The sequence below is a fragment of the Croceitalea rosinachiae genome (genome assembly GCF_031846445.1).
Lineage (GTDB): Bacteria > Bacteroidota > Bacteroidia > Flavobacteriales > Flavobacteriaceae > Croceitalea > Croceitalea rosinachiae.
This window is the reverse complement of sequence record NZ_JAVRHR010000001.1, coordinates 242,790-268,714: the sequence shown is the minus strand read 5'-3', so window position 1 is coordinate 268,714 and position 25,925 is coordinate 242,790. Positions and strand designations below refer to the sequence as shown.

Below are 25,925 nucleotides of genomic sequence, written 5' to 3'. Positions count from 1 at the left end.
AAAAGTAGCATAGACTATCATAGTATAGTTATCTAATCTAAACTCTATTTTTATGAAAAAAACCTATTTCAAAAAACTGTTTGCTTTTTTGGCTTTTATTTATGCAGGTGCCCTGCTTGGTCAAGAAACTACAATTACAGGAACAGTTTCAGACGCAGAAGGTCCTTTACCTGGGGTGAACATTATTCAGAAAGGAACTTCAAACGGTGTTACCACCGACTTTGATGGTAATTATTCAATAAGTGTACCGAGTGATGCAATACTTGTATTTAGTTATATCGGATATACAACACAAGAAATCCCTTTAACTGGTAATTCAACTTTAAATGTCATTTTATTGGCAGATGCACAAGCTTTAGATGAAGTTGTGATTACTGGTTTTGGATCGCAGGCTAAAGTAGATGTTACAGGTGCAATTGCTCAAATAAAACAAGAAGAAGTGCGACAGATTGTGAATGCAGACCCAACCAATGCCCTTCAAGGTCGATTGGCAGGTGTGCAAGTTGAAAGTGGTGGTGGTCAGCCCGGCGCACCAACTAACGTTATAGTACGAGGTATTAGTTCTTTAACAAATACATTTCCATTATATGTTGTCGATGGTACCGTTGTGGATGACATCACATTTCTAAACTCTAAAGATATCATTGACATTCAGGTCTTAAAAGATGCTACTTCGGCTGCAATTTATGGTACACGAGCTGCAAATGGTGTTATCATTGTTTCAACAAATAGGGGTTCTATGAATTCTGGACCAAAGGTTACTGTTGATGTTCGCGCTGGTGCTAATACTGTTGGTAGAACCCTTGATTTTTTAAATGGACCTGAGTTTGTTGCCTTTTTGAACCAGCGAAGTATTAATGAAGGTCAGCCGGCAAATATTGTTGATCCTGGAGTAAATACCGATTTTCAAGATTTATCCCTAAACTCTGGTTTTATTCAAGATTATGGATTCAATATCACTGGTGGTGGAGAAGATGCTTCATATTACTTCTCAGCGAATTATTATGACGAAGAAGGTATTGTGACAAGCACTGGTTTTGAACGCTTGAATGTTAGAATGAATAGTAGGTTCAAATCGGGCAAATTTACTTTTGAAGAGTCTTTGTCCTATAATCAGAGAGATTTGAACACAAATCCTTTTTTCGGAAACGGAACGTTTACCGCTCCTGTTGTCCGCGCCGCGGCTCCTGAACGTTTAGGTGGTTTTGAAGCTATCGATTCAAACCTTTACAATGGGTCGGGAGGAACTAATAATTATGCCTTGGCCCAATTGACAAATGACCAAACCACGCAGCGCAATGTGTTAGGTAATTTAAAAGTTAACTATGAAATTGTTGAAGGTTTGACCGCTAGTTTGAACATTGGTGTAGATTATCGAAATAACTATGTTAATTTCTTTCAACCAACTTTTGATATGAGTCCAACAGATCAACAGGTAAACTTGAATGAACTTAATGATTTAACTGAGATCAGAGGCGAGGTGATCTCGACCAATATTGAACCCACAATTAATTATAAGAATACTTTTGGTAAACATTCAATTGACGTTTTGCTAGGTGGTGCCCGTCAACAGACTGATAATAATTCACTTGCGATAGGTGCTGAAGGTTTACCTTCAAACAACATTACCAATATAGCAGGCTTTGCCGATCAAATCGTAAATTCTAGTGGTGGGCGATTTTTGTCCAGAATTTTTTCTGTCTTTGGCCGTATCAATTATAAATTTGATAATAAATATTTATTCACGGCAATTGTCAGGCGAGATGCTTCTTCAAGATTTTCACCAGATAATGATTTTAACAATATTGTTTTACCTGCTTTTTCTGCTGGTTGGGTAATGAGCAACGAAAGTTGGTGGCCAGAAAATTCATTGTTCAATACACTTAAATTTCGTGCGGGTTATGGTGAATTGGCTTCTCAGAATATTGGTGATTATCTTTTTCAATCTGTCTTGAATTCTACATCAAATGTTAGTTTTAACAATACAACTTCAGGTGGTTTTGCAATCACTGATTTAGTAGACCCCAATATATCTTTTGAAACTGCTCAATCGACCAGTGTTGGTATTGATGGAGCATTGCTCAACAATAGTATTACTTTCGCTGCAGATTACTTTATTAGAAACAACAATGACGTCTTGGCCCCTGTAGCAGTGCCTTCGACAACGGGGTCTGGTAATCCAGTTACTCAAAATGCGGCATCTATCCGTAATTCTGGTTTTGAATTACAAGCGAATTACAATCATGACACAGGAGGAGATTTCAATTTTAATGTTGGACTTACCTTTGCAACTCTTAAAAATGAACTTACCGAACTACCCAATCCATTGGTGGGCCCTTCTATTGATGAAGAGGGAAATACCCCTAATCGATATGAAGTTGGTGAGCCTATCGGTTTTTTCTTTGGATTTCGTAATGATGGAATTTATAGAAGTCAGGCTGATATAGACAATGACCCTGGAGTTGCAAATGATCCAGAAAGACGTGCTATTCTCCAACCAGGTGATTTTAGAAGGATTGATTTAAATGGTGATGGAATTATTAATAATGATGACAGAACTAATCTTGGTGCTCCAATTGCTGATTTTACTTATGGAATCAATTTCAACGCTACATATAAAAACTGGGACTTTGGATTGAATTTTAATGGGGTCCAAGGCAATGAAATATTCAACGCAACACGATTTACAGGCACCTTCTTTTTAGATGGTAACAAATTTGGATATGTCCGTGATTCTTTTGTTTTAGGTCAAAATGAGAACACTGATATACCCAGGGCCTCTTTGCCAAATGCCGCTGGTAATCAACTGCCTTCAGATTTTTATGTGGAGGATGGCTCATATTTAAGATTAAGAAGTATAGAAATAGGCTACGACCTTACCAAGGCCATTAACATGCCATGGGTAAGTAGTGCAAGGATCTTTTATAACATGCAGAATGTATTCACGATTACTGGGTACACCGGATATGATCCCGAAATTGGTTCTACGTTGGCTGGTACAGGCGGAGGATTCTTTGGAAATCCCAACAGCACACCTCCGATTTTTGGAAGGGGTATTGATTTGCGGGCGCAACCTAGACCTCGAACGCTAGTAGTAGGTTTACAAGTAGCTTTTTAAAATGGTTATGAACAATGAAAATTAATAAAATGAAAATTAAAACAAACAGATTATTCATCTTGACGTTGGGCATAGTTTTGCTTATGCCCCTCAAAGGATGTGATGAGGATAAGTTAGAAATTTCGAATCCGAATACAGTTTCGCAGTTAGATTTTTTCAGAAATGAAGCTGATTTTAGGGTTGCCGTAAACGGCATGATACACCCGATTACTGCTGTATTTTTCTGGGGTCGTGTTGTACACACTGGTCCCATGTTGCGTTCAGATGCGTTTAACGTAGTACCTTTTGCAAATAACACTACAATGTCTACCCTTCAAGGTGTTCCTGGTGTGAGTAGATGGGCAACCGATATGTTTCCTCAATTGTACCAGACCATATTTAGGGCAAATACGATTCTAGAAGAGGCTAATGATGAAAACCTGCCCACTGGTAGTGTTAGAGATGAGATATTGGGGCAAGCTTATTTTATGAGGGCTTTTGCAAATTGGTATTTAGCAGCTTTTTGGGGTAATGCCCCATTGGTTTTAAGCACACCTGAATCTGATGAAGATTTTTTCCCGAATCAATCTACCCAAACTGAAATCTTTAACGCGGTAATTTCAGATTTAGAAATGGCGGCAACTATGTTGCCTTCTACATGGTCTAGCAGTGATTTAGGGAGACCAACAAGTGGTGCTGCATTGGCATTACGAGGAAAGACATATTTATATATGGGCAATTTTTCCGCTGCCGCAACAGATTTTCAAGCTGTTGTAAATAGTGGAGTGTATGAATTGTTGTCAGGTGCTCAATACGAAGAAAACTTTACAACCGTAAGTGAAAATAACGTAGAATCGGTTTTTGAGCTACAATTTTCTCCACAAGACAACTTTGTTTGGGGCTCTGATGCACCATTAACAGGATCTCAGAGTAACTTTTATATTGATTATTCTCCACCAACAGTGAGCTTGGATCGTAGTCATTATATCAATCCACACATTCTCCAAACATTTGAAGATAATGGTGATATAGTACGACGTAATGCCACAATAGCATTTGACTACCCTGGTGCTACAGGTTATGGAGGAGTACCTTTTCTTGAGGATTTTGCGCCAGATATCGAAGCAGCGCAAGTTGCAGGGGTAGATGCATTATTTACGAGAAAGTATGCGATGCTCTTTGCCGGAACTAGACAAGAGTTGCCAGGTTTTGGACAAACCGTAGGGGTAAATTGGAGGTTGATACGGTATTCAGATGTCCTGTTAATGCTGGCCGAAGCAGAAAATGAAAATGGAGATCAAGCAGCTGCGATAGACTTAATAAATCAGGTAAGGCAAAGGGCCGAAATTGCCGATTTGCCAGCTGGGTTGTCCCAACAAGAAGTTTTTGATGCCATTGTTGAAGAACGCATTATGGAATTGACGGGTGAGGGGCATCGATTCTTAGATTTAGTACGTTGGGGTCTGGCAGATGATGTAATGGGCCAAGGTTCTACCATAGCAGGAGGGAGACACCCTAAATCTCTAGCAGGGGAATCTGCTTTCTTCACACCGGGTAGAGATGAATTACTTTGGATTCCCGTACCTGAATTGAACGCCAATCCAAATTTAAATCAAAACCCAGGATATTAAAGGTTACATTACTAAAAAAGAATAAGTTTGATTTAGTTTAAGTTCAGTAGTTGTTGACGGCCAAGTGATATTTATTGCTTGGCTTTCAATTTAAAAATGCATTATTTGAGAATGAGAATTCAATATGTTTTATGCTTGCCTATTTTTTTAGGATTATTCATTTCATGCAATAATAATTCAAGCAGCTATTTATTTGAATACATTAGTGATAAACATACCCAAATTCACTTCTCAAATGATATAAAAATCAATGATGAAATTAATGTCATTGATTTTCAGTATTGTTATAATGGTGGAGGGGTAGGTATTGGAGATTTTGATAATAATGGATTACCAGATATTGTTTTTACTGGTAACCAGGTTTCAACTAAAATCTATCTGAACGAAGGTGAATTGAGGTTTGTAGATGTTACCCAAATTGCAAAAGTAAAAACAGAAGATTGGATTACCGGAGTTTCCATTATTGATATCAATTCTGATGGATTAGATGATATTTATCTTAATGTGGGTGGTGCTGATTGCAATGGGGATTGTAGTAATTTATTATTTGTGAATCAAGGCCTAAACCCAAATAGAATACCAGTTTTTAGAGAAATGGCCAAAGAATATGGCTTGAACGATTCTGAATATTCACAACAAACTGTTTTTTTTGACTATGACCTTGATGGCGACTTAGATGCTTATATTGTAAGAAATGGCAATATAAGTTTTGATAAGAACTCGCCCATACCAAAAAAATACTTTCCTTCACATTTAGCGGATTTGCTTTTGCGAAATGAAAGCTCTGAAAATTTTGACCATCCCGTATTTGTTGATGCTTCAAATGAACTTAAAGGTGCCCAAAAAGGGTTTGGACTTGGGGTTGGAATCAATGATTTTAACAATGACGGTTTAGTTGATATTTATGTTGCAAATGATTTTATAACTAATGATTTGCTGTATTTGAATCATAAAAAACTGGAAAGTTCAGAAGTCGGCTTTCAAGAATGTTCAGTTAAAATGTTAGGCCATCAAACCTATAACGCAATGGGCGTTGATATAGCTGATGTTAACAATGATTCATATCCTGATATTTTGGTTTTAGATATGCTCCCAGACAATTACCGACGACTAAAAACGATGGTTGGGGCTATGAATTATGATAAATATGAGTTATCGTTGAAAAATGGGTATTCTTCTCAATATATGCGTAATACACTCCAAATTCACAATGGGTCCAATAATGCTGAAGAGGTTAGATTTGCAGATATTTCTTTTTTGGCAAAACTATCTCAGACAGATTGGAGCTGGGCGCCTCTTTTAATGGACTTTGATTTGGATGGCGATAAAGATATTTTTATTACCAATGGTTATGGTACCGATATAACCGACTTAGATTTTATTAATTACACGCAGCAGAATAATGCTTTTGGAACAAAAGAAAGTCGTGATAAAAAAATAAAAGAGCTTGTAGCGCAACAAAAATCAGTGCGATTACAGAACTTTTTCTTTAAAAATAACGGTGGTTTGAACTTTGATGAAGTTTCAACAAACTGGAGTAAAGAAAAGCTTTCCTTATCAAATGGGGCAGCATATGCCGACCTTGATCTAGACGGCGATTTAGATTTGGTTGTAAATAATATTAATGAAAAAGCATTTGTTTTAAAAAACAACGCTTCAGAGAAAGAAGATTTTAAATATCTCAAAATAAAACTCTTAGGGAATAAACAAAATAAAGAGGCCATAGGAGCTAAAGTAAAGTTGTGGGATGATGGCAAAGTCCAAACCCATTTTCAGTCTGTCATTAGGGGCTATCTGTCATCTATGGATTCCGGCGCATTTTTTGGGCTTAAAGACAATGAGATAGATTCTATAGAAGTGTTTTGGCCTAATGGGGATAGAAGTTTAAAAACCAATATTAAGTCTAATCAGACAATAGAATTTTCGTTCAATGAGATTAAGCCTGATAGAATAAAGCAATCGATATTAGAAAGTCTTTTTACTCAAAATGAAGAGGTTATAAATTATGGTCATCAAGAAAACAAGTATAATGATTATTTAAACCAACCCCTTTTAACCACAAAACATTCAAATTCAGGACCATGTATGGTAGCTGCTGATATTGATATGTTACCAGGAGATGAAATTTTCATTGGTGGTAGTATCGGTGAGCCAGGGTCTATTTGGTTTAAAAATTCAAGTAATTCATATTATAAAACTCAAAGCCTTGATTCGATTTATGAAGATACTGCGCCAGCTTTTTTTGATTTTGATGGAGATGCCGATTTAGATTTATATGTTGGTAGTGGTGGTAGTGAATTTAAAACTAATGATAGTCGCTATTTAGATCGATTATATGAGAATGTGGGCAAAGGACGATTTAAAATTACTATTGACAAGTTACCCATAATTAATTCGGCCACCTCAGTTGTAAAGCCTTTTGATTTTGATAAGGACGGAGATATTGATCTTTTTGTGGGTTCAAACATAACTCCAGGCAAATATCCCCTAACCCCTGAAAGTTATGTTCTCTTAAACGAGAATGGAGAGTTTTCGAAAATTGAGTTTAATGGTTTGAGTAACATTGGAATGGTAAAAGACGCTTCATGGGCCGATATTGATAATGATGGTTGGCCAGATTTGGTTTTGGTAGGAGATTGGATGCCAATTGCCATTTTTAAAAATCATGCTGGTAATTTAGAGCAAATGCAACTTCAAATAAAAAATGAAGAAGGAGTATCTATTAACTCTTCAGGTTGGTGGCGATCTCTTTCGCAAGGTGATTTCGATAGTGATGGTGACCTTGATTTTATTATTGGAAATCAGGGATTGAATAATTTTATAAACCCTACCCAAGAATACCCAATGTATATAGTAAATATAGACTATGATAAAAATGGTAGTATTGACCCCTTAGTCGCTGGTTATTATGATATAGAAGCAAAAAAGAAACTAATGCCATTGCATTTTAGAGATGATATAATGAAACAATTGGTGCAACTTAAGAGTAAATACAAAAGCTATGAAGATTTTTCAAAAGCCGAATTTAATGAACTTTTAGAGATAAAAGATTTGGCCCAGATAACATTGGTTTCATATGTTTCGGCCAGTTCTTATTTAGAAAACTTGGGAGGTGGAAACTTTGCGCTAAAACAACTTCCTATTGAAACCCAGGTGGCACCGGTTAATACTATTCTAGTAAAAGATTTCGATAAAGATGGAAATTTAGATGTTTTAATGGCTGGAAACGATTTGAATTCTGAAACTCATTTTGGAAGATACGATGCGTTAACCGGTATTTTGCTCAAGGGAAACGGACTTGGTAAGCTTGAAGTAATCCCTTCTGATAAAAGTGGGTTTTATCTACCGCATCAAACCAATGAAATTATTGAATTCAAAATTGATGAAAACAATACAATGATTTTAGCCGGACAGAATAATCAAAAAGCAAAAGTATTTGAATGGAAGCAAACAATAACGCAATAGATACTGTTATAAAAGATTCAATAAGGGACATAAAGATTACTAGCAATACGAATGATGCCTCCTGCCAGCTCGAAAAGATTGGAGGAGATAAAGAGTTAATGTTATATAGATTTCATATTGTTTCTGATAATGAATTTATTCCGCGCCCGATTGTACTAGAGTGGAAAGTTCCTGCTTTGAATTGTAAGGGTCTTTGGAAGCCCACTTCAGATTTTTCTAAACGTATTGAGGCTGATTGGGAACTTGAAAATCATGAGTCGCGAATTTCAATTGACTCGCCAGTAAATTTAATGTTTGGCAACAACGATGAAAATATTATCTGCTTTTCATGTTCCAATGCGATTAACAAAATTGAGTTGGCAGCAAAATATTGCGAAGAAGATGATCATATTCATTGCAAAATTATCTTCTTTACCGAGTGCAAATACACGATAAAAGATTTCGGCGTTGATATAAGATTAGATTATCGTAATATTCATTTTTCCAAAGTACTAAAAGAAACGTCAGAATGGTGGGAAAGCTATGATGATTTAAAACCAACCTATGTTCCTGATATTGCCAGAAAGCCGCTATACTCTACCTGGTACCAATTTCATCAAGATCTTGAAGAAGATTTGTTAATATATGAATGCAAATTAGCTAAAAGCCTTGGTTTTGAATCTATCATAATCGATGATGGCTGGCAAACCAAAGATAACAATCGAGGATACGATTATACGGGCGATTGGCAATCTGAGCACTTTGAGGATTTTAAAACCTTAATCAAAAAAATTCAAAACCTTGGAATGAATGTGGGACTTTGGTATTCTGTTCCCTTTTGTGGTACAAAATCAAAGGCCTACCAACTTTTTAAAGGCAAGTTTTTAACCGAAAATCATAGATGGGCCCCTGTATTTGATCCAAGATTTAAGGTAGTAAGGGAATATCTTGTAGGGCTATATGTTAAAGCGGCCATGGAATGGGGTTTAGATGGGTTTAAACTTGATTTTATTGATGATTTTAAAGCATATCCAGATACATCATTTGAAATAGACCCCGAGCGCGATTTTAACTCTATCAATAGTGCTGTTGATGCGCTATTGACAGAGGTCATTGTAGAGGTTAAAAAAGTAAACCCTGAAATATTCATTGAGTTTCGTCAGAAATATACCGGACCGGCTATGCGTAAATATGGTAATATGATGCGGGCATTTGATTGCCCGGGCGATGCCACCATGAATAGGGTGAGAATAGCAGACCTGAAAATGCTTTCAGGTAAAACCGCAGTTCACTCTGATATGGTTACTTGGAATTTAAAAGAAAAAGTGGAATATGCTGCTTTTCAATATCTAAATACCATGTTTGGTGTGCCTCAGATATCGGTAATGTTAAATGAACTACCAAAATCGCATTTGAATATGATACGATTTTACACGAGGTATTGGTTAGATAATACCAAGACTTTATTGGATGGCGAATTCATTCCATCTTCTCCTTTAGCCAACTATCCGGTTAAAAAAGTAACTCAAAATGATAAAGTCATTTTCGGACTTTTTGATGACCAAGTTATTAAGGTAGATAAGGTATGTAATGGAATTGACATTATTAACGCAAAACCTTCTGAAGAAGTTTTGGTTTTGGCAGAAAGAAATATTGGGAAATATACAGTTCAAACATTTAATTGCCAAGGGTATATTGTTAACGATAAAACCATTTTTTTAAAAGAGGGGGTGAATATGGTCAAAACCCCTATTTCTGGTCTAATTCAAATGAAACTTGTAAGCAGTTTTAAAGCCAATTAAAAGGAAGTATTTGTGGATTGGAAAGTCATTTATGTCGAAGCAGATGTTATTATTGAATCTCCTGGGAGAATTAACCTAATTGGGGAACATATTGATTATAATGGAGGTTTGGTTTTACCGGCTGCCATTGATAAAAAAGTCACACTCTATTTTAAAAAAAGTAGTGCTGAAATAAGTGAAATTTACTCTAAGAGTTATGATGACAATTTTGTAATTGATTTAAACAAAATTGAAATTAGTGATAAAGAATGGCATAATTATTTTTTAGGGGTTATTCATTTTATCCAACAGTCTTATCCAGATAGCATAGAAAACTTTGATTGCGTGATCGAGAGTGATTTGCCTATTGGTTCAGGGGTAAGTTCCTCAGCAGCATTAGAGTGTGGCATTGCAAAGGGTTTGAGTGAATTGTTCGAGATTTCATTGCCCGATGACCAAATTATAACTATGTCACGAGATGCGGAGCACCATTTTGTGGGAACCAAATGTGGGATAATGGATCAATTTGCTGTCGTTATGGGCAAAAAGAACAAATTGCTGCTGCTCAATTGTGACGACCTCAATTTTGAATATGTAACTGCTGATATTGATCCCTATAAGATTGTGCTTTTAAACACCAATGTTTCTCACAATTTGGCTACCAGTGAATATAACCTAAGAAGAAATGAGTGTGAATTTGGATTAAAATTAATCCAAGAAGCGTACCCAGAGTATGCTACTTTGGCGTCTGTGCCGATAAGCCTTATTCAAGAGCTTAAAAATAAATTGAATAATATCACCTATAAAAGGATAAGTTATGTTATTGAAGAAAATAACAGAACCGTTAATGCGAGTAAAGCATTGATTGATGGAAATATTGAAGAATTTGCTAATTATTTGTTCCAATCACATAAAGGCCTGAAAGAGAAATATGAAGTAAGCTGTAAAGAACTTGATTTTTTAGTGGATTTCTCGAAAGATTTTAATGGTGTTATTGGGGCAAGAATGATGGGCGGTGGTTTTGGCGGATGTACAATAAACCTAGTACATCAATCAAAGGTAGAAGATTTTATAAAAAAAGCCTCAAAACTGTATGCGAAAGAATTTGAATTGAATTTAAGTCCTTTTACGATTAACATTGGAGAAGGGGTCAAACGTATTAATAAATAGAATGTCAATGCTATCTGAAAAACCGCATAGAAGATATAATATATTGACGGGAGAATGGATTTTGGTTTCTCCACATCGAACAAAACGACCATGGCAGGGCAAAGAAGAAAAGTTACCCTCTTTTGATCAACCAGCCTATCACGCCAACTGCTATTTGTGTCCTTCAAATATAAGAGCAGGTGGTATAAAGAACGAGAATTATTCATCAACCTATTCATTTGTTAATGATTTTGGAGCGCTGTTACTTGAAAATGAAAATGAGAGTTTTGAGAATGGTCTTTTAAAAGGTAAAGTAGAAAAGGGTATTTGTAGGGTTATCTGTTTTTCGCCAGATCATAGTTTAACCCTACCATTGATGAAAGTCTCTGATATTACAGATGTTATTCGACTTTGGAAGAAGGAATATAAAGAGTTGGGCGAACGACCAGAAATAAACCATGTACAAATTTTTGAAAATAAAGGAGCGATTATGGGGTGCAGTAACCCACATCCTCATGGACAGATATGGGCTCAATCTTCAATACCTGAAGAGATCAATAAGAAAAGCTTTCATTTAAAAACCCATTTTGATAAGCATAACAGAAGTCTGCTCATTGATTATTTAGAACAAGAAATTAAGGCAGATGAAAGAATTGTTTTCAGTAACGACCATTTTGTTGTGTTGGTTCCTTTTTGGGCTATATGGCCTTATGAAACTATGGTCATACCTAGAAAGCACTATCAGCATATCAGACAATTAAATACAGATGAAGAAGCGGCCTTTGCAGAAGCTATTAAAGTGGTGACAACTAAATATGACAATATATTTGAGACCTCATTTCCCTATTCATCAGGTATACACCAGAGACCCACCGATGGCAATGAATATTCTGAATGGCATTTTCATATGTGTTTTTATCCCCCGCTATTAAGATCGGCGACAGTCAAAAAATTTATGGTGGGCTATGAGCTGTTCGCCAACCCACAGCGTGATATTACGGCAGAAATGGCCGCTAAAACACTAAAGCATTTGCCAGAGATTCACTTTACGTCAATAGAATAATCAAATCTTGATAAAAAGGCGATAGGCTAATTCAAGTTTTAAAATAGTGTTGGCCCAAGCGTTGCCCAAACTTGATTATAATATTGATCGAGACCGTCCTTTAATTGTTGACAAAGAGTCAATCGCTACGATTTGATTTTGGCACCTTTTTTTTTTTTGGATTGCTGCCCCCTCCATTAGTTTTAGTTGAGGTCAGTTTTTAAGAAACTGACAGTCAATAATTTAATGATATCCATGAAGAAGAAATGATCATTTTATAGGAATATGCGTTTTGTCAAGACCCTGCTCAAGTAAGTATTTTTCGAGTATTTTGGCCTTACCGACTTTGGCATGGTGCAATAACGTAAATCCGTGAGGCCCTAATGCATTCAAAAGGTTTGGATAGGCCTCCAAAATTGGTCGGACCAGTTCTGTTTTACCCAACATGGTAAGCACAAAAAGGTTGACACGTGCACCTTTGGATATAAGGTAGTTAGCAATATCTTTTTTACCAAGGTGTCCTGCACCCTCTATCGCCTCCTCAAAATCACCATTACCCCAGTCGTAACGACAGTAGATTAAATTTGGATATTCCTCTAATAGTTCTTTTACTCTTGGAAGGGTTTTATGTCCCGCAACTACAAATTCCTTAACAAGTTCGTTGTTCAAGGGTTCAGGGTCATTTAAATCTTTTGAAAATCCAAGTGCTTTTTGCGGTAGAATTGTCATCGTAAAAACGCTCAAACCAGAGGTTTTTAAAAATAAACTTCTTTTCATAATTTAATCTTTGAAAGTAAAGTTGATGTTTATTCAAGAAAAAGTCTTTGTTGTACACGTTTCCATAAGACTTTTTTTTCTTTTCTTTTTACTTTGAACCTTTAAACCCGAGATATTAGATGATAACCAATGAATTCGCTTTGCTCTTTGCCTATTTAGGGTTATTTCAGGGTTTGCTACTGTTCCTTTACCTAGTTGGACTCAAGAAAGGGAATAGAAAATCCAATTTATTCTTGGCTGTTGTTATTTTTGGGTTGACGCTGCGCTTGGCAAAATCAGTTTTGGGTTACCATTTTGTATTACAAGGATGGCAGATTAATTTGGGAATCTCTGGGATTCTGTTTGCTGGCCCATTTTTGTGGTTTTACCTAATCACTATTACAGATAAGGAATTTTCAAGCAAGGTGAAATACATTCATTTAGTGCCATTTTTGCTTTTTGTCGTCGCCATTCCATTTCTACCAGCAATTGATTCGTTTGAAAAGTATCTAAACTATGGATTGGTGGTTTTTCACTTGGGCATATACCTTGGCTTATCCATTTATACTTTACAACGTAATAAAGGAAATATTACACCTAAGGTGTACCTATGGGTCAAGAACGTCCTTATGGGGGGCTTATTCGTATGGTTGTTCTACCTATTAAACTTTATTGAGGTAAACTTGTACTATCTTACTGGTCCTGTTTTCTATACCTTTTTGACCTATTCATTGACATATCTTCTGCTTAACAGGGAACATTATGAATTAAACAAATACAACAGTTCAAGGCTGAACCAAAAAACATCAAAGGAATTATTGCGACAAATAAAACAGCTTTTTGAATCACAAAATGTCTATTTAGATTCAGGGGTATCATTGAAGTTAATTGCAAAAGAACTGAATGTAAGCTCTAGGCAGGTTTCACAGGCCATCAACGAGAATGAAGGATATAATTTTTATGAATTTGTCAACCAATATCGCGTGGAACAGGCGAAGCTTTTTTTTAAGGATAAAGCAAGAAATAAAGATAAGATGGAGACAATTGCTTATGATAGCGGATTTGGAAATATTAGTTCTTTTAATGTAGCCTTCAAAAAGCACGTGGGGCTTACACCGTCTGAATTTAAACAAATCCAAAACTAAGAGTACTTCAAAAGTAATTAGCTGAAATAGAAATTAAATCTGCGCAGTATTATTGATTTTTTTCCAAAACTCAGTTTATTCGTCCCCATTATCAATAACCACAAGCAAATTCCGATTTCCCCAATAGTTGCAGGATACCCTGCGATATCCGCTACCAAGGTTTTATTAAAATCAGTATATAGTAAATCTCCGAAAAAGGTTATTAAATAACCAAAAACATCCCGCCATTAAAAGTACTCCCAAAAGCTTTGGAAGAAAACCTGATTTATATACTAAGTAGCCAAAAGGAAATAACCAAAGCCCCCAGAATATTTGAGAGATTTCGATTCCATTATAATAATTATCGATATGGAGCATGACCTGAGTTTGGAGCTCCCCTACTTCTAAAATATCTATATACCGGGTTTTGTTCATCAGTGTCAAAACTGAAAGTTTGTTCGCGATACTCATAAAAGAAATAGGAACGCTTACCAGCAAAAAGATTACGATTAGATTGGCATGGATTCTGTTTACTTCATGCAAGAGTTTGTGTAAAACCAATGGTAAAACTATCTATATTAAAAAGGTCAGAATCCCGATAACAATTTCCAATCGAAACAGAAATTGATTGTTTGTTATATTCTCAAATGTTTTTGACGCACTGTCTCATACAATTAATTGCGATGGAACATAAGCAAGGCTTATCATTCCACATATAATAAGAATAAAATAGAGTATCCCTGCGATTCTAGCGGTCTTGTTTTTATATATCATCATTTTAATTGAATAGGTTTATAATCAAGGGCGTAATGTCGTAAACATTTCTTCAAATTGTAATGGCTGCTATCCACATAAAACAAGTACTAGATGGTCAATAGTCTTTAGGCCAAGTCCAAGCATAGTATACAATCAGAATTGTAACCAATGCTTCTAAGAATGCATAAAAAACATAAAAACTATACCATATACTTATTGAAGTACTGCCTACCAGTATCACCACTATGGTCAATAAGACTCCGATAACGATATTTAGTATGCGATTCAATTTGGGTTTCAAAAGAACCGACAAAGCGATCATCAAAGCAGGAATGGCCAATAATAAAGCAGCCAAAAATAACTTTGTGGGACTGTCAAGAAGGTTTTTGCCCTCTAACATATTGGGAATTTTATTTGGAGTATAAAGATCAAAATAGTCTCCATAAATGTATAAGGCCATTAAAGAGGCCCATAGGGATGATAGTTTTATTTTGATGTTGATTGTTGGATTGCTGAGCATGTCTAAAAATTTTATTTATCTAATAGTAGTAATGAAAATATGAAATCTATTTGAAGCACTCTCCTATGAATTCAATTTGGTCAAACCTTTTCCATATTGAGTTATCAAATGGTTTAAGGGAAATGTCAAAAGCGATTATCTGCTTGGAGGATTCTTTGCATAAAACTTCCTTTACCTTCACATACAGAAGTATCTTCTTTTTGGTAAAAAAGCCATCAAAAACTGAAACTTTTCCGCTAAAGCCCTCTTTGGTTTTCGTAAATAAGCTTTGTGTCTTATCCATATCTGTTAGAACCTTCTTGCTACCTTCTTCTCCACTCATGACAATGGTCATAAGCCCATTGTAATAGTATTGAATTGTATTTGCAAGGCTTTCTTCGGTCATTTCTTCATTTTTGTCGATGTACCATACAAAATGATAGGTCCAGAACTCATCACTTTTAGGATTCGACCAGTCTGGCGCAAATCGTATATCCTCAAATCCTACAAATTCTATTTCAGGTGCAAAAGACAATGGAAAAGAAATGATTTCAGTTCTCCAACCCTCAGGTGCCTTTAAAACAGTCTTGATTTCCTGCGCTGATAAAATTGCAACGGAAAAAAGCAGGCATATACTGATGAGTCTAATTTTGTGAGAACAACTGATAAGATTCTCAAAATCAACCTTTTTACCTTTCTGGACAATTGCACCGGGTAGATAAAAGTTAATTCCATCACGGATTTTCAATGTTTCCAATAATTGTCCCTTCATTTTCTAGATATTTGATTCTAAAATTAAACCTTTAATTAACCAATCACTTTATAAAACATGTTTCCAAAAGAACTTTATTGTTCTTTTGATGGTTATAGAAATTAAGCACTTCCATCCTATTGTTCCCTCTAAAAAGGCCGAAATGCTGGATTCGCGCATTATAAAATCAGCTATTAAATTCACATATTTATCTTTTTACTCGTACCAGATTTAATGTTCTGCGCCTTCAATAAAAAAAATGCTAATCGCTATTTTGAAAAAGGTTTACATATTCATAAATAACAATAGGATTTCTAATTGTTTTGAGCATTAAAAACTCAACTAAAAGCACATATTTATTGTTATTTTTAAGCAAAGAAAAAATTAAAGAAAGCTACTGATGAACTGTTATTTGCACTGGCTATAAATAGGAATCTCAAGGCTAAAGGTCGCTGCACATAAATTTAAAGCTAGCCTTCATTTGAAAACTCCGAACCATTTTATAAAACTAGATTATTGGAAAAATTGAATGTTACCTACAGGAGGCGAATCGAGCAGGTTATAGAATACATCAACAATAACTTAGATCAATCTTTAACTTTAAATCAGCTTGCACAAGTGGCATGTTTCTCACCCTATCATTTTCACAGGATTTTTGTCGCGGTCACAGATGAAACGGTCAATAATTTCACTAATAGAATGCGGCTGGAAAAAGGTGTTCGGCTTTTAAAATTTTCAAAAGTATCCGTTTTGAACATCGCCCTTGAGACGGGTTTTTCATCCGCCGCTACCTTTTCTAGGTCTTTCAAGCAATATTTTGGGCTCACCGCAATGGAGTTTCGAAAAAAAGGTAACCTTCGAAATAGCAAGATTGGCAAAGATTTGCATCTAGTCAAACCCTATCTTGCCGCCATGAATGTTTCTAAAGACCAACAAAATTTTCATATCAAGCTAAAAACCCTTCCAAGAAGACGTGTTGCTTTCATAAGAGTTATGAATTCATTTCGAAAAAGAGTAGTTCTTCAAGCATATGAACGCATGATTACTTGGGCCAAAAGGATTGGCATTTACGATTCGGAAACGATTTTTGGAATGTCGCTGGATGATATCATGACTACACCTAAAAGTAAATATAGGTACGATGTGTGTATGCCCATACCTAATACTTTGGTCGTTCAGGCCGATTTTATTTCAACAATGTACATACCCAATTGCAAATACGCCACCACATTGGTTTCGGGAGACATCAATAGGGTAACAGCGGCATTTTATTATCTCTACGAAGGATGGCTGATCAATAGTAGTTATGAACCTGAACATCAACAGGCAATAGAGATCTTTCGTGATAAAGACAATGTATGCAATTGGGACCACTTTGAGTTGGAACTTTGTATACCAATAAAATCATTCTAAGTAATTCAACATAAATAAATGAATATAAAACTAAGCCTGGCAATTGTAACTCTCCTTGTTGGGTCATGCCAAACACGGACTAAAACCAATGAAAATGAAAAAATACCCCAACAAAACGAAACAGATATGAGTACCAAAACACCAAAAGTAACCGGAATAGGCGGTATCTTCTTTAAATCAGAAAATCCGCAGCAAGTAAAAGACTGGTATGGAAAAAATTTAGAACTAGCGGTCGGACCTAACGGCGCACCCTTTGAATTCAGAAATGCACATCGGCCGGATGAAATCAATTACCTTAACTGGGATGCCTTCCCTGATTCAACGGAATATTTCAATCCTTCAAAAAAGCAGTTTATGATTAACTACAGAGTGCAGAATATAGAGGGTCTGGTAGCGAACTTAAAACAAGATGGTGTCACAATAGTGGACGAAATCACCGAATATCCGTATGGTAAGTTTGTACATATTATGGACCCTGAAGGAAACAAGATCGAACTATGGGAACCCATCGATAGCTTTTTGACCGGCTTGGGAGGTGAGACCACCAAGTAATATACGTTAGATTGGCCTATTCGTTATGAAGATATAGCACCTTTTTCATATGAACTGACCTCTATTTTTGATTTTGGCCAAAGGTTTAATTTCGGCGCAACCTATAGATTCGATGAGAATATAGGTGGACTTTTTATATTCTAGGTAGGTAATGGATTTGACTTCGGTTATGGCTTACAGTGTTGCGCTGGAAAATAGCGTTCAAAACGCTAACAATGGCACTCATGATCTTTTTATGCGGATGCAGCTATAACTCTTTTGTTAGTAAAGGAATGGAATTGCTTTTTATTTCACAAAGGTTCACACAAACGGGTTTGTCTCACTTTGTTGCATAAAAAAACCAAGGCATAAGCCTTGGCTTTATTCATTGGTACTCGAGGCGGGACTTGAACCCGCACGGGCTAATGCCCACAGGATTTTAAGTCCGGCGTGTCTACCAATTCCACCACTCGAGCGTGTCTGCCAAAGGCAAGACTGGACTTAAATAAAAAAACGCTGCTTAGCAGCGTTTTTTTGAGCGAAAAACGGGATTTGAACCCGCGACCTCCACCTTGGCAAGGTGATGCTCTACCAGCTGAGCTATTTTCGCATTTTAATGAACATGCACTTTTTATAAGCGCGGATGCAAATTTAATACATTTCTTGAAATTTAAAAGGATTTTTATCTGAAAAATTCAATTGATACTATGCAAAAAGGCATTGTATTTATGCTGTCAGGTTGAGCCTGTAGACACCTTTTTTAATAATCAAGAAGTTAAAATATTTCGATGCGCTCAATATGACACTTTTCCAAACTTTTTTGCCTCCCCATTAACCATATTCTAAGCTAGACAATAATTCATTACGAACTGGCCTTCTTCTTTTTTGAGAGTAAGCGCTTTATCTCGTTAAGCTTCATTAAAGCTTCCACTGGCGTCAAGGTATCAATATCTAAATGCAAGATTTCTTCCTTGATTTCTTCCAATAAAGGATCATCAAGATTAAAGAAACTCAATTGCATCTCGTCTTGAGCGGCTTGCAGTTTCTCGGTAATTTCTTCACTGGAATGTGATTTTTCTAGCTTTTTCAGCATTTTTGATGCCTTTTGAACTACCTGCTGGGGCATTCCCGCCATTTTTGCTACATGAATACCAAAACTGTGCTCACTTCCCCCAGCAACCAATTTCCGTAAGAATAAGACATTGTCTTTTAACTCTTTTACAGATACATTGTAGTTTTTAATACGCTCAAAGGTATTGGTCATTTCATTGAGCTCGTGGTAATGTGTGGCAAATAGGGTTTTAGCCTTAGAGGGATGTTCGTGCAAATACTCAGAGATTGCCCATGCAATCGAAATACCATCATAGGTTGAGGTGCCTCGGCCTATTTCGTCCAACAAAACCAAACTGCGTTCCGAAAGGTTGTTTAGAATAGAGGCCGTTTCGTTCATTTCTACCATAAAGGTAGATTCCCCCATCGAGATATTATCGCTCGCCCCAACGCGGGTGAATATCTTATCGATAACTCCAATTTTTGCGGAAGCTGCAGGCACAAAACTGCCCATTTGTGCTAAAAGCACGATTAAAGCGGTTTGCCTTAAAATGGCAGACTTACCACTCATATTGGGTCCAGTAATCATAATGATTTGCTGGTCCTCTCGATTAAGGCTGACATCATTGGCAATATAACTTTCACCCAACGGCAGTTGCTTTTCAATCACTGGGTGACGCCCATCTTTAATTTCTAAAGCAGTAGAATCATCCATTTCTGGGAGTACATAACTGTTGTCTTTTGCCAATTGCGCAAAACCACAAAGACAATCTAATTGAGCTATAAGTTGTGCATTTTGCTGCACTTCTTTTATATGAGCTTGCATCCATACCAATAATTGCTCAAAAAGTTGTTGCTCTAAGCTATAAATCCGCTCTTCTGCACCCAATATTTTTGCCTCATATTCTTTGAGCTCTTCGGTGATGTAGCGTTCCGCATTGACCAACGTCTGTTTGCGAATCCAAGTTTCTGGTACTTTATTTTTATGGCTATTTCGAACTTCAATATAATAGCCAAAAACATTGTTAGAGGCAATTTTTAGAGAAGTGATGCCAGTTGCTTCGGTTTCACGTTGCAACATTTTATCTAGATAGTCTTTACCGGAGAAAGCCAAACCTCTTAACTCGTCGAGCTCTTGCGAATACCCTTGGGCGATGGTACTGCCCTTAGCGATATTGATAGGAGCTTCTTCATTCAGCATTTCTTTGATTTTGGTGCGCAAGGCCTCGCAAGAAAATAGCTGGTTGCCAATGTGTTTTAAGGCTTGGTCTGCGCTTTCTGTTGCCAAATGTTTTATAGGAACAACTGCTTCTAACGAATTCTTTAATTGAATTACCTCCCTTGGATTGATTTTGCCCGTAGCTACCTTTGAAATCAAGCGTTCTAGATCGCCCATTTGCTTGATCCAGTACTGTAGTTTTTGTAATTGGGTTTCTTCACTTTTTAAAAAGGAAACTACGTAATGCCGCTGTTGTATTTTTTCTTTGTTTTTTAAAGGAAGTGCTAGCCAGCGTTTTAGTAATCGCCCACCCATGGGTGAAATGGTCTTATCGATTACTTGAAGCAAGGTGACCGCATTTAGATTTGTAGATTGGTACAATTCTAAATTTCGAATGGTAAATCGGTCCATCCAAATATATTCTTCCTCTGGAATACGCTGCAACGTATTAATATGTTGTAATTGCCGATGTTGTGTTTCAGATAAATAATGTAAAATTGCCCCAGAAGCAATAATACCTTGCTGCAAATGCTGAACACCAAAACCTTGAAGTGTTTTAGTCTTAAAATGATTGGTTAAGCTTTCATTCGCATAATCTTCTTGAAAAATCCAATCTTCAAGAAAGAAAGAATGGAGTTGACTTCCAAAAACCTCCAAAAACTCTTTTTTATGGGTTTTTGATACCAATATTTCATTGGGGGCAAAATTTTGAAGCAATTTATCTACCTGTTCCGTTGAACCTTCTGAGGTTAAAAACTCTCCTGTTGAAATGTCTAAAAAAGAAACTCCAAGTTTGTTGCGACCAAAATGAACAGCTGCCAAAAAGTTATTGCTTTTGGCATTTAAAATGTCGTCGTTAAGGGCTACACCTGGCGTGACCAATTCAGTAACTCCGCGCTTTACAATACTCTTGGTTTGTTTGGGATCTTCTAATTGATCGCAAATGGCTACACGCAATCCCGCTTTGACTAATTTGGGCAGGTAAGTGTTCAAAGAATGGTGCGGAAACCCTGCTAGCTCTGTTTTATCGCCACCATTGTTTCTATGGGTTAAAACAATGCCTAGTATTTCGGCAGCACGAATAGCATCATTACCAAAAGTCTCATAAAAATCACCCACACGAAACAACAATAGCGCATCAGGATGCTTAGTCTTGATCGTATTGTACTGTTGCATTAAAGGGGTAACCTTTTTTGGTTTTGAAGCTTTGCCCAAATCGAAAAGTTTAATTTTGCCTAAAATATAAACTAACCTTCTGTTCTTGAACCTTTGTTGATATTTCAAGGCTAAAAGTGGATAAATATATGCGCAAGCTTGCCAATAGCGAATTAGACCGACTGAATATAGATGAATTTAAAAAGGCTGCTAAGACCCCTTTAATCATTATCCTAGATAATATTAGAAGCTTAAATAACATTGGCTCAGTTTTTAGAACGGCCGATGCTTTTTTGATAGAGAAGATGTATTTATGCGGAATTACTGCAAAACCGCCCAATAAGGATATTCGAAGGACGGCGCTTGGATCCACGGAAAGCGTGGAATGGGAATACAGAGAAAGTACATTGGATTTGGTTAAAGAATTACAAGTGCGTGGTGTAAGAGTTTTTTCTATTGAACAGGTCGAGAGTGCAACAATGCTTCACGATTTTAAGGTGAATATGAATGAAACCTACGCCTTGGTCTTTGGCAACGAAGTAAAGGGAGTTTCTCAAGAAGTAGTGTCTGCTAGCGATGGAGTCATTGAAATTCCTCAATTTGGAACCAAACATTCTTTGAATATATCAGTAAGTGCGGGAGTGGTAATTTGGGATTTTTGGAGCAAACACAATTCTTAATATAAAAAAACCCCCGACTTGTGGTCAGGGGCATAACATATAGTTTGAGTTAGTTAGTTTCTGCTTTAACAGGGTGCTAATAAATAAAAACCATTCGTTATATCCAAATATTTTCTAAAAATTATCTTAAGGTAAGATTTCAATTAGTTTAGTCTCAATGCTTTCCAATATGTATTCATAATCAGTCTTATTAGCAACAAAGTCTAAATTACCTAAATCAATCAATAAAGTGGTTTGTTGAGGATGACCTTTAATAAAATCTAGATATCCGCGGTTGATCTTATCAAGGTAATCAGCTGTTATCCCTTGTTCGTAATCGCGTCCACGCCTTTTGATATTAGATAGAAGTCGTTCCGTGCTTTGATATAAATACACATAAATATCCGGCTTTTTAACCTCTTTGTACATGAAATTGAAAACCTTTTTGTAGAGTTCGAATTCTTCTTTTTGCAATGTGACTTTGGCAAAAATCAATGATTTGAAAATATCATAATCACTCACCATAAATTTTTTGAAAAGGTCAAATTGAGATGTGTCATCGGTGAATTGTTGATAACGGTCTGCTAAAAATGACATTTCTAACGGAAAAGCGTAACGCTGTTGATCTTCATAAAACTTGGGCAAAAACGCATTATCAGCAAAGCGTTCCAACACTAATTTTCCATTAAAATCATCTGCAATCATTTTTGTTAAGGTTGTTTTACCAGCTCCAATATTCCCTTCAATTGCTAAAAACTGAAGTTGGTTAAAGAGAGCTTTCCGAAAAGGGTACAACTTGTGCGAATATTTGGTCAATGGACTAATGTCTTTACATTCTTGTAATAAATTTCTAGTATCTTTTTTTAGTGAAGGATGATAAAATTGAGGAGCAATATCAGCCAAAGGCTTTAAAACAAAATTTCGCTCTGTCATTCTGGGATGAGGTATAACTAGCGAATCTGTAGCTATAATAGCTTTACCATAATATAAAATATCTAAATCAATGGTTCTTGAAATTTGCTTGCCGTCAGAACTTCGTTCCCGACCAAATCTATGTTCAATTTTAGTAATTAATTCAAGAAGTTCTTCAGCAGATAGACTAGTACGAATTGAAAAACAGGCGTTCAAAAAATCTTCTCCTGCAAAACCAACAGCGGGATTTTCATAAACTAATGAGACTTGATCAACAGTTGAACTACTTGTGTTAAACTGAAATATCGCTTTTTGAATATTTAAAAAACGATTGCCAAGATTACTCCCAATAGAAAGATAGATTGTAGTTTCTTCACTCATGATTGTACGAACAAAGTAAGTAAAACAATGTGACAATGGTTATCTTTGCAACTTTATTTAATATAGGATATAATGAAGTTTTTAAGAAACTTGCTGGCTGCAATTCTTGGGTGTTTGATTGCATTTGGAATCATGTTTGTCATGTTTTTCATTTTTGCGGCTTTGGTGGGTAGTTCCAATGATGGGGTGAATGTAAAATCAAATAGTATTCTCGAATTAAGCTTTTCAGAACCTATAAGTGACTATCTAGGCAAGAATGCTGATGATCCTTTCGGTTCTTTTTTTCAAGAAGGACAAGGTTTAGATGAAATATTGCATGCAATTGGGGTAGCTCAAAATGATACTAAGATAAAGGGTATCAGTATGACTACTAATTTTTTGCAAGCTGGTTTTGCGCAGACCCAAGAAATTAGAAGGGCCCTTCAAGAATTTAAAGCTAGCGGCAAATTCGTTTATTCTTATTCGGATTTTTATACTCAAAAGGATTATTACTTGGCCAGTGTCGCAGATCAAATGTATTTAAACCCTCAAGGGGCCATGGATTTTAAAGGATTGGCGTCTGAGGTTCTTTATTATAAAGACTTGCAAGAAAAGACCGGTGTTAAAATGGAAGTAATTCGCCATGGTAAATACAAAAGTGCCGTGGAGCCTTTTCTGTCAAACACTATGAGTGACGAAAACCGTTCACAAATAAAAGAGCTCATAACTTCAATTTGGACTAGCATGTTGGAAGATATTTCTGAAAGTAGAAATATTGATGTTCCTAATTTAAATACCATAGCAGATACCCTCGGTGGTCGTATGCCACAATATGCCGCTATGTCTGGTTTGATAGATGGTAACTTTTACTTTGATGAATATGAAGGCCTATTGAGAGAAAGATTGGGGGTTGATGAAGACACTGAAATCAACTATGTTTCCCTAAATGATTATGTAATGGTTGCAAATAAGAAGACCCTAAAATCTGGTGCTGATAAAATTGCAGTAATTTTTGCTCAAGGTGAGATTCTGTATGGTGAAGGTGGTAAAGAGTATTTAGGGCAGGGTGCTATTAATCGAGCTTTGAAAAAGGTCAGAGACAATGATAATGTCAAAGCGATTGTCTTGCGTGTTGATTCTCCCGGTGGAAGCGCGTTGGTTTCTGATATTATTTGGAGGGAAATCGAATTGACCAAAAAAGAGAAGCCTGTGGTGGTTTCTTTTGGGAATGTAGCTGCTTCTGGGGGGTACTACATCGCAGCTGGTGCTGATAAGATTTTTGCAGAACCAACAACAATAACAGGCTCAATTGGGGTTTTTGGAACAATACCAAATATCGCAGAACTGGCCGAAGATATTGGAATAAATGCAGAACAGGTAGGAACCAATGAAAACTCCGTAGATTATTCACTTTTTGAGCCGGTGACCGATTCATTTAGACAACAAATTTTAGAGGGTATCGAGAATACGTATGATACCTTTTTAGAACGAGTCGCTGCAGGTAGAAATATGAGTGTCGATGAAGTCAATGAAATTGCACAAGGTCGTGTTTGGAGTGGGGTAGATGCGCAGAATTTAGGCTTGGTAGATGAAATTGGAAATCTTGATGATGCCATAGAAGCCGCTGCAGAGATGGTAGATTTGGAAAGTTTTGGTATTGGAAAATATCCGAAGTACAAATCTGATTTTGAACGTTTAATGGAAGACTTAGGTAGCGCAAAAACAATGTTTGGAGATGCCCTATTAAAAGAGGAATTAAACAATGAAATTTACCAGACCTTAAAAGAAATCAAAGGAGTTACAAAGAAAAAAGGGGTTCAAGCTCGTATGCCTTATACACTTCATATAAAATAGATTCATGACGCAAAAAGATAAGCGATTTGCGTTTCAACTATACTTATATCTAGGGGCGCTCTTCATAACTTCACTGGTAGTTTCTAATTTGATTTTTCAAAAATTTTTTTATTGGAGACCTTTTGGAGATTTGGAATTATTTGGAGCTTCACTGTTTGAAATATCAGTGGGAATTTTACCTTACCCTATCACGTTTTTAATTACAGATTTAATCTCTGAAATTTTTGGAAAAAAGAAAGCGAACCAAGTTGTCATCGCAGGTATTTTTGCCTCATTCTTTTCTTTGGCAATTGTGTATACGGCCTCTGCAGTACCTGCTACCGAATGGTCGCCTGTTACAAATACCATGTTTTCTGAAGTTTTTGGCAATACCATTGTCGCTGTTTTTGCCTCTATGATGGCGTATTTATTAGCACAGTTTGTAGATATTCAAATTTATCATTTCTGGAAAAGGGTCACAAAAGGTAGATATTTATGGCTTAGAAACAATTTTTCTACCTTCTCTTCACAGTTTATTGACACTTTTACCGTGGTATTGTTATTGTGCTCTTTTGGTGAGATTCCATGGGAGCTTTTCTATGGATTGGTTATCAGTGGTTTTGTGTTCAAAATATTTATTGCACTGCTTGACACCCCTTTGCTCTATCTTTTCGTATATCTATTGCGTAAAAGATTTAACTTAAAAATAGGAGAAGAGATACACCTAGATTAAAGCTTCTCCGTTATTTTGTTTTAAAAGCCC

General features: G+C 36.3%; 18 protein-coding genes and 2 tRNA genes. 12 read left to right on the top strand and 8 right to left on the bottom strand.

Annotation, left to right across the window (positions count from 1 at the left end):
• Positions 1–52 precede the first annotated feature (52 nt).
• From RM706_RS01235 to RM706_RS01210, 6 genes are all read left to right on the top strand, one after another.
• Positions 53–3,118, top strand: coding sequence for a SusC/RagA family TonB-linked outer membrane protein (locus tag RM706_RS01235; protein ID WP_311349200.1), 3,066 nt, complete (start codon positions 53–55; stop codon positions 3,116–3,118).
• Between the two features lie 29 nt (positions 3,119–3,147).
• A complete protein-coding gene (locus tag RM706_RS01230; RefSeq protein WP_311349199.1) occupies positions 3,148–4,728 on the top strand; it encodes a RagB/SusD family nutrient uptake outer membrane protein in 1,581 nt (526 codons plus the stop codon).
• A 111-nt stretch (positions 4,729–4,839) separates the two neighbouring features.
• Positions 4,840–8,193: a VCBS repeat-containing protein gene (locus RM706_RS01225; RefSeq protein ID WP_311349198.1), complete on the top strand. Its 3,354-nt coding sequence runs from the start codon at positions 4,840–4,842 to the stop codon at positions 8,191–8,193.
• The gene (locus tag RM706_RS01220; protein ID WP_311349197.1) at positions 8,169–9,974 is read left to right on the top strand and encodes a glycoside hydrolase family 36 protein; all 1,806 of its coding nucleotides are present in this window, start codon (positions 8,169–8,171) and stop codon (positions 9,972–9,974) included. Before RM706_RS01225 ends, RM706_RS01220 begins: the two co-directional genes overlap by 25 nt.
• A 12-nt stretch (positions 9,975–9,986) precedes the next feature.
• Positions 9,987–11,123 carry a galactokinase gene (gene galK, locus RM706_RS01215; protein ID WP_311349196.1) on the top strand — a complete coding sequence of 379 codons (1,137 nt, stop codon included), beginning with the start codon at positions 9,987–9,989 and terminating at the stop codon, positions 11,121–11,123.
• A gap of 7 nt (positions 11,124–11,130) precedes the next feature.
• Complete coding sequence (locus RM706_RS01210; protein ID WP_432264958.1) at positions 11,131–12,165, top strand: UDP-glucose--hexose-1-phosphate uridylyltransferase; 1,035 nt, start codon at positions 11,131–11,133, stop codon at positions 12,163–12,165.
• Between the two features lie 249 nt (positions 12,166–12,414).
• On the opposite strand, the gene RM706_RS01205 is transcribed toward RM706_RS01210, so the two are convergent.
• Positions 12,415–12,921 carry an ankyrin repeat domain-containing protein gene (locus tag RM706_RS01205; RefSeq protein ID WP_311349194.1) on the bottom strand — a complete coding sequence of 169 codons (507 nt, stop codon included), beginning with the start codon at positions 12,919–12,921 and terminating at the stop codon, positions 12,415–12,417.
• A gap of 119 nt (positions 12,922–13,040) precedes the next feature.
• Between RM706_RS01205 and RM706_RS01200 the strand changes: the two genes are divergently transcribed.
• Complete coding sequence (locus RM706_RS01200) at positions 13,041–14,045, top strand: AraC family transcriptional regulator (protein WP_311349193.1); 1,005 nt, start codon at positions 13,041–13,043, stop codon at positions 14,043–14,045.
• A 171-nt stretch (positions 14,046–14,216) separates the two neighbouring features.
• Here the strand turns inward: RM706_RS01200 and RM706_RS16505 are convergent, their stop codons facing one another.
• The 3 genes from RM706_RS16505 to RM706_RS01190 all read right to left on the bottom strand — a co-directional run bounded on the left by RM706_RS16505 (position 14,217) and on the right by RM706_RS01190 (position 16,051).
• Positions 14,217–14,567: a DUF4386 domain-containing protein gene (locus tag RM706_RS16505; protein WP_432264957.1), complete on the bottom strand. Its 351-nt coding sequence runs from the start codon at positions 14,565–14,567 to the stop codon at positions 14,217–14,219.
• Positions 14,568–14,895: 328 nt separating this feature from the next.
• Positions 14,896–15,300: a DUF6326 family protein gene (locus RM706_RS01195; protein ID WP_311349192.1), complete on the bottom strand. Its 405-nt coding sequence runs from the start codon at positions 15,298–15,300 to the stop codon at positions 14,896–14,898.
• 46 nt (positions 15,301–15,346) lie between these two features.
• Complete coding sequence (locus RM706_RS01190) at positions 15,347–16,051, bottom strand: hypothetical protein (protein WP_311349191.1); 705 nt, start codon at positions 16,049–16,051, stop codon at positions 15,347–15,349.
• A 495-nt stretch (positions 16,052–16,546) separates the two neighbouring features.
• Here RM706_RS01190 and RM706_RS01185 point away from each other — a divergent pair, with 495 nt between their 5' ends.
• The gene (locus tag RM706_RS01185) at positions 16,547–17,443 is read left to right on the top strand and encodes an AraC family transcriptional regulator (RefSeq protein ID WP_311349190.1); all 897 of its coding nucleotides are present in this window, start codon (positions 16,547–16,549) and stop codon (positions 17,441–17,443) included.
• Positions 17,444–17,569: 126 nt separating this feature from the next.
• Positions 17,570–17,995: a VOC family protein gene (locus RM706_RS01180; protein ID WP_311349189.1), complete on the top strand. Its 426-nt coding sequence runs from the start codon at positions 17,570–17,572 to the stop codon at positions 17,993–17,995.
• A 368-nt stretch (positions 17,996–18,363) separates the two neighbouring features.
• Here RM706_RS01180 and RM706_RS01175 read toward each other — a convergent pair.
• The 3 genes from RM706_RS01175 to mutS form a co-directional block, all read right to left on the bottom strand.
• Positions 18,364–18,450: transfer RNA gene (locus RM706_RS01175), tRNA-Leu, on the bottom strand.
• A gap of 61 nt (positions 18,451–18,511) precedes the next feature.
• A tRNA-Gly gene (locus tag RM706_RS01170) sits at positions 18,512–18,584 on the bottom strand.
• A gap of 252 nt (positions 18,585–18,836) precedes the next feature.
• Complete coding sequence (gene mutS / locus RM706_RS01165) at positions 18,837–21,419, bottom strand: DNA mismatch repair protein MutS (RefSeq protein WP_311350441.1); 2,583 nt, start codon at positions 21,417–21,419, stop codon at positions 18,837–18,839.
• A gap of 128 nt (positions 21,420–21,547) precedes the next feature.
• Between mutS and RM706_RS01160 the strand changes: the two genes are divergently transcribed.
• Positions 21,548–22,078: an RNA methyltransferase gene (locus RM706_RS01160; protein ID WP_311349188.1), complete on the top strand. Its 531-nt coding sequence runs from the start codon at positions 21,548–21,550 to the stop codon at positions 22,076–22,078.
• A gap of 126 nt (positions 22,079–22,204) precedes the next feature.
• Here RM706_RS01160 and folK read toward each other — a convergent pair whose 3' ends face one another.
• Positions 22,205–23,350: a 2-amino-4-hydroxy-6-hydroxymethyldihydropteridine diphosphokinase gene (gene folK / locus RM706_RS01155; protein WP_311349187.1), complete on the bottom strand. Its 1,146-nt coding sequence runs from the start codon at positions 23,348–23,350 to the stop codon at positions 22,205–22,207.
• A 72-nt stretch (positions 23,351–23,422) separates the two neighbouring features.
• Between folK and sppA the strand changes: the two genes are divergently transcribed.
• Entirely contained in the window at positions 23,423–25,183 is a 1,761-nt protein-coding gene (gene sppA, locus RM706_RS01150) for a signal peptide peptidase SppA (RefSeq protein ID WP_311349186.1), read from the top strand.
• 4 nt (positions 25,184–25,187) lie between these two features.
• Positions 25,188–25,895 carry a queuosine precursor transporter gene (locus RM706_RS01145; protein ID WP_311349185.1) on the top strand — a complete coding sequence of 236 codons (708 nt, stop codon included), beginning with the start codon at positions 25,188–25,190 and terminating at the stop codon, positions 25,893–25,895.
• Positions 25,896–25,925: the final 30 nt, after the last annotated feature.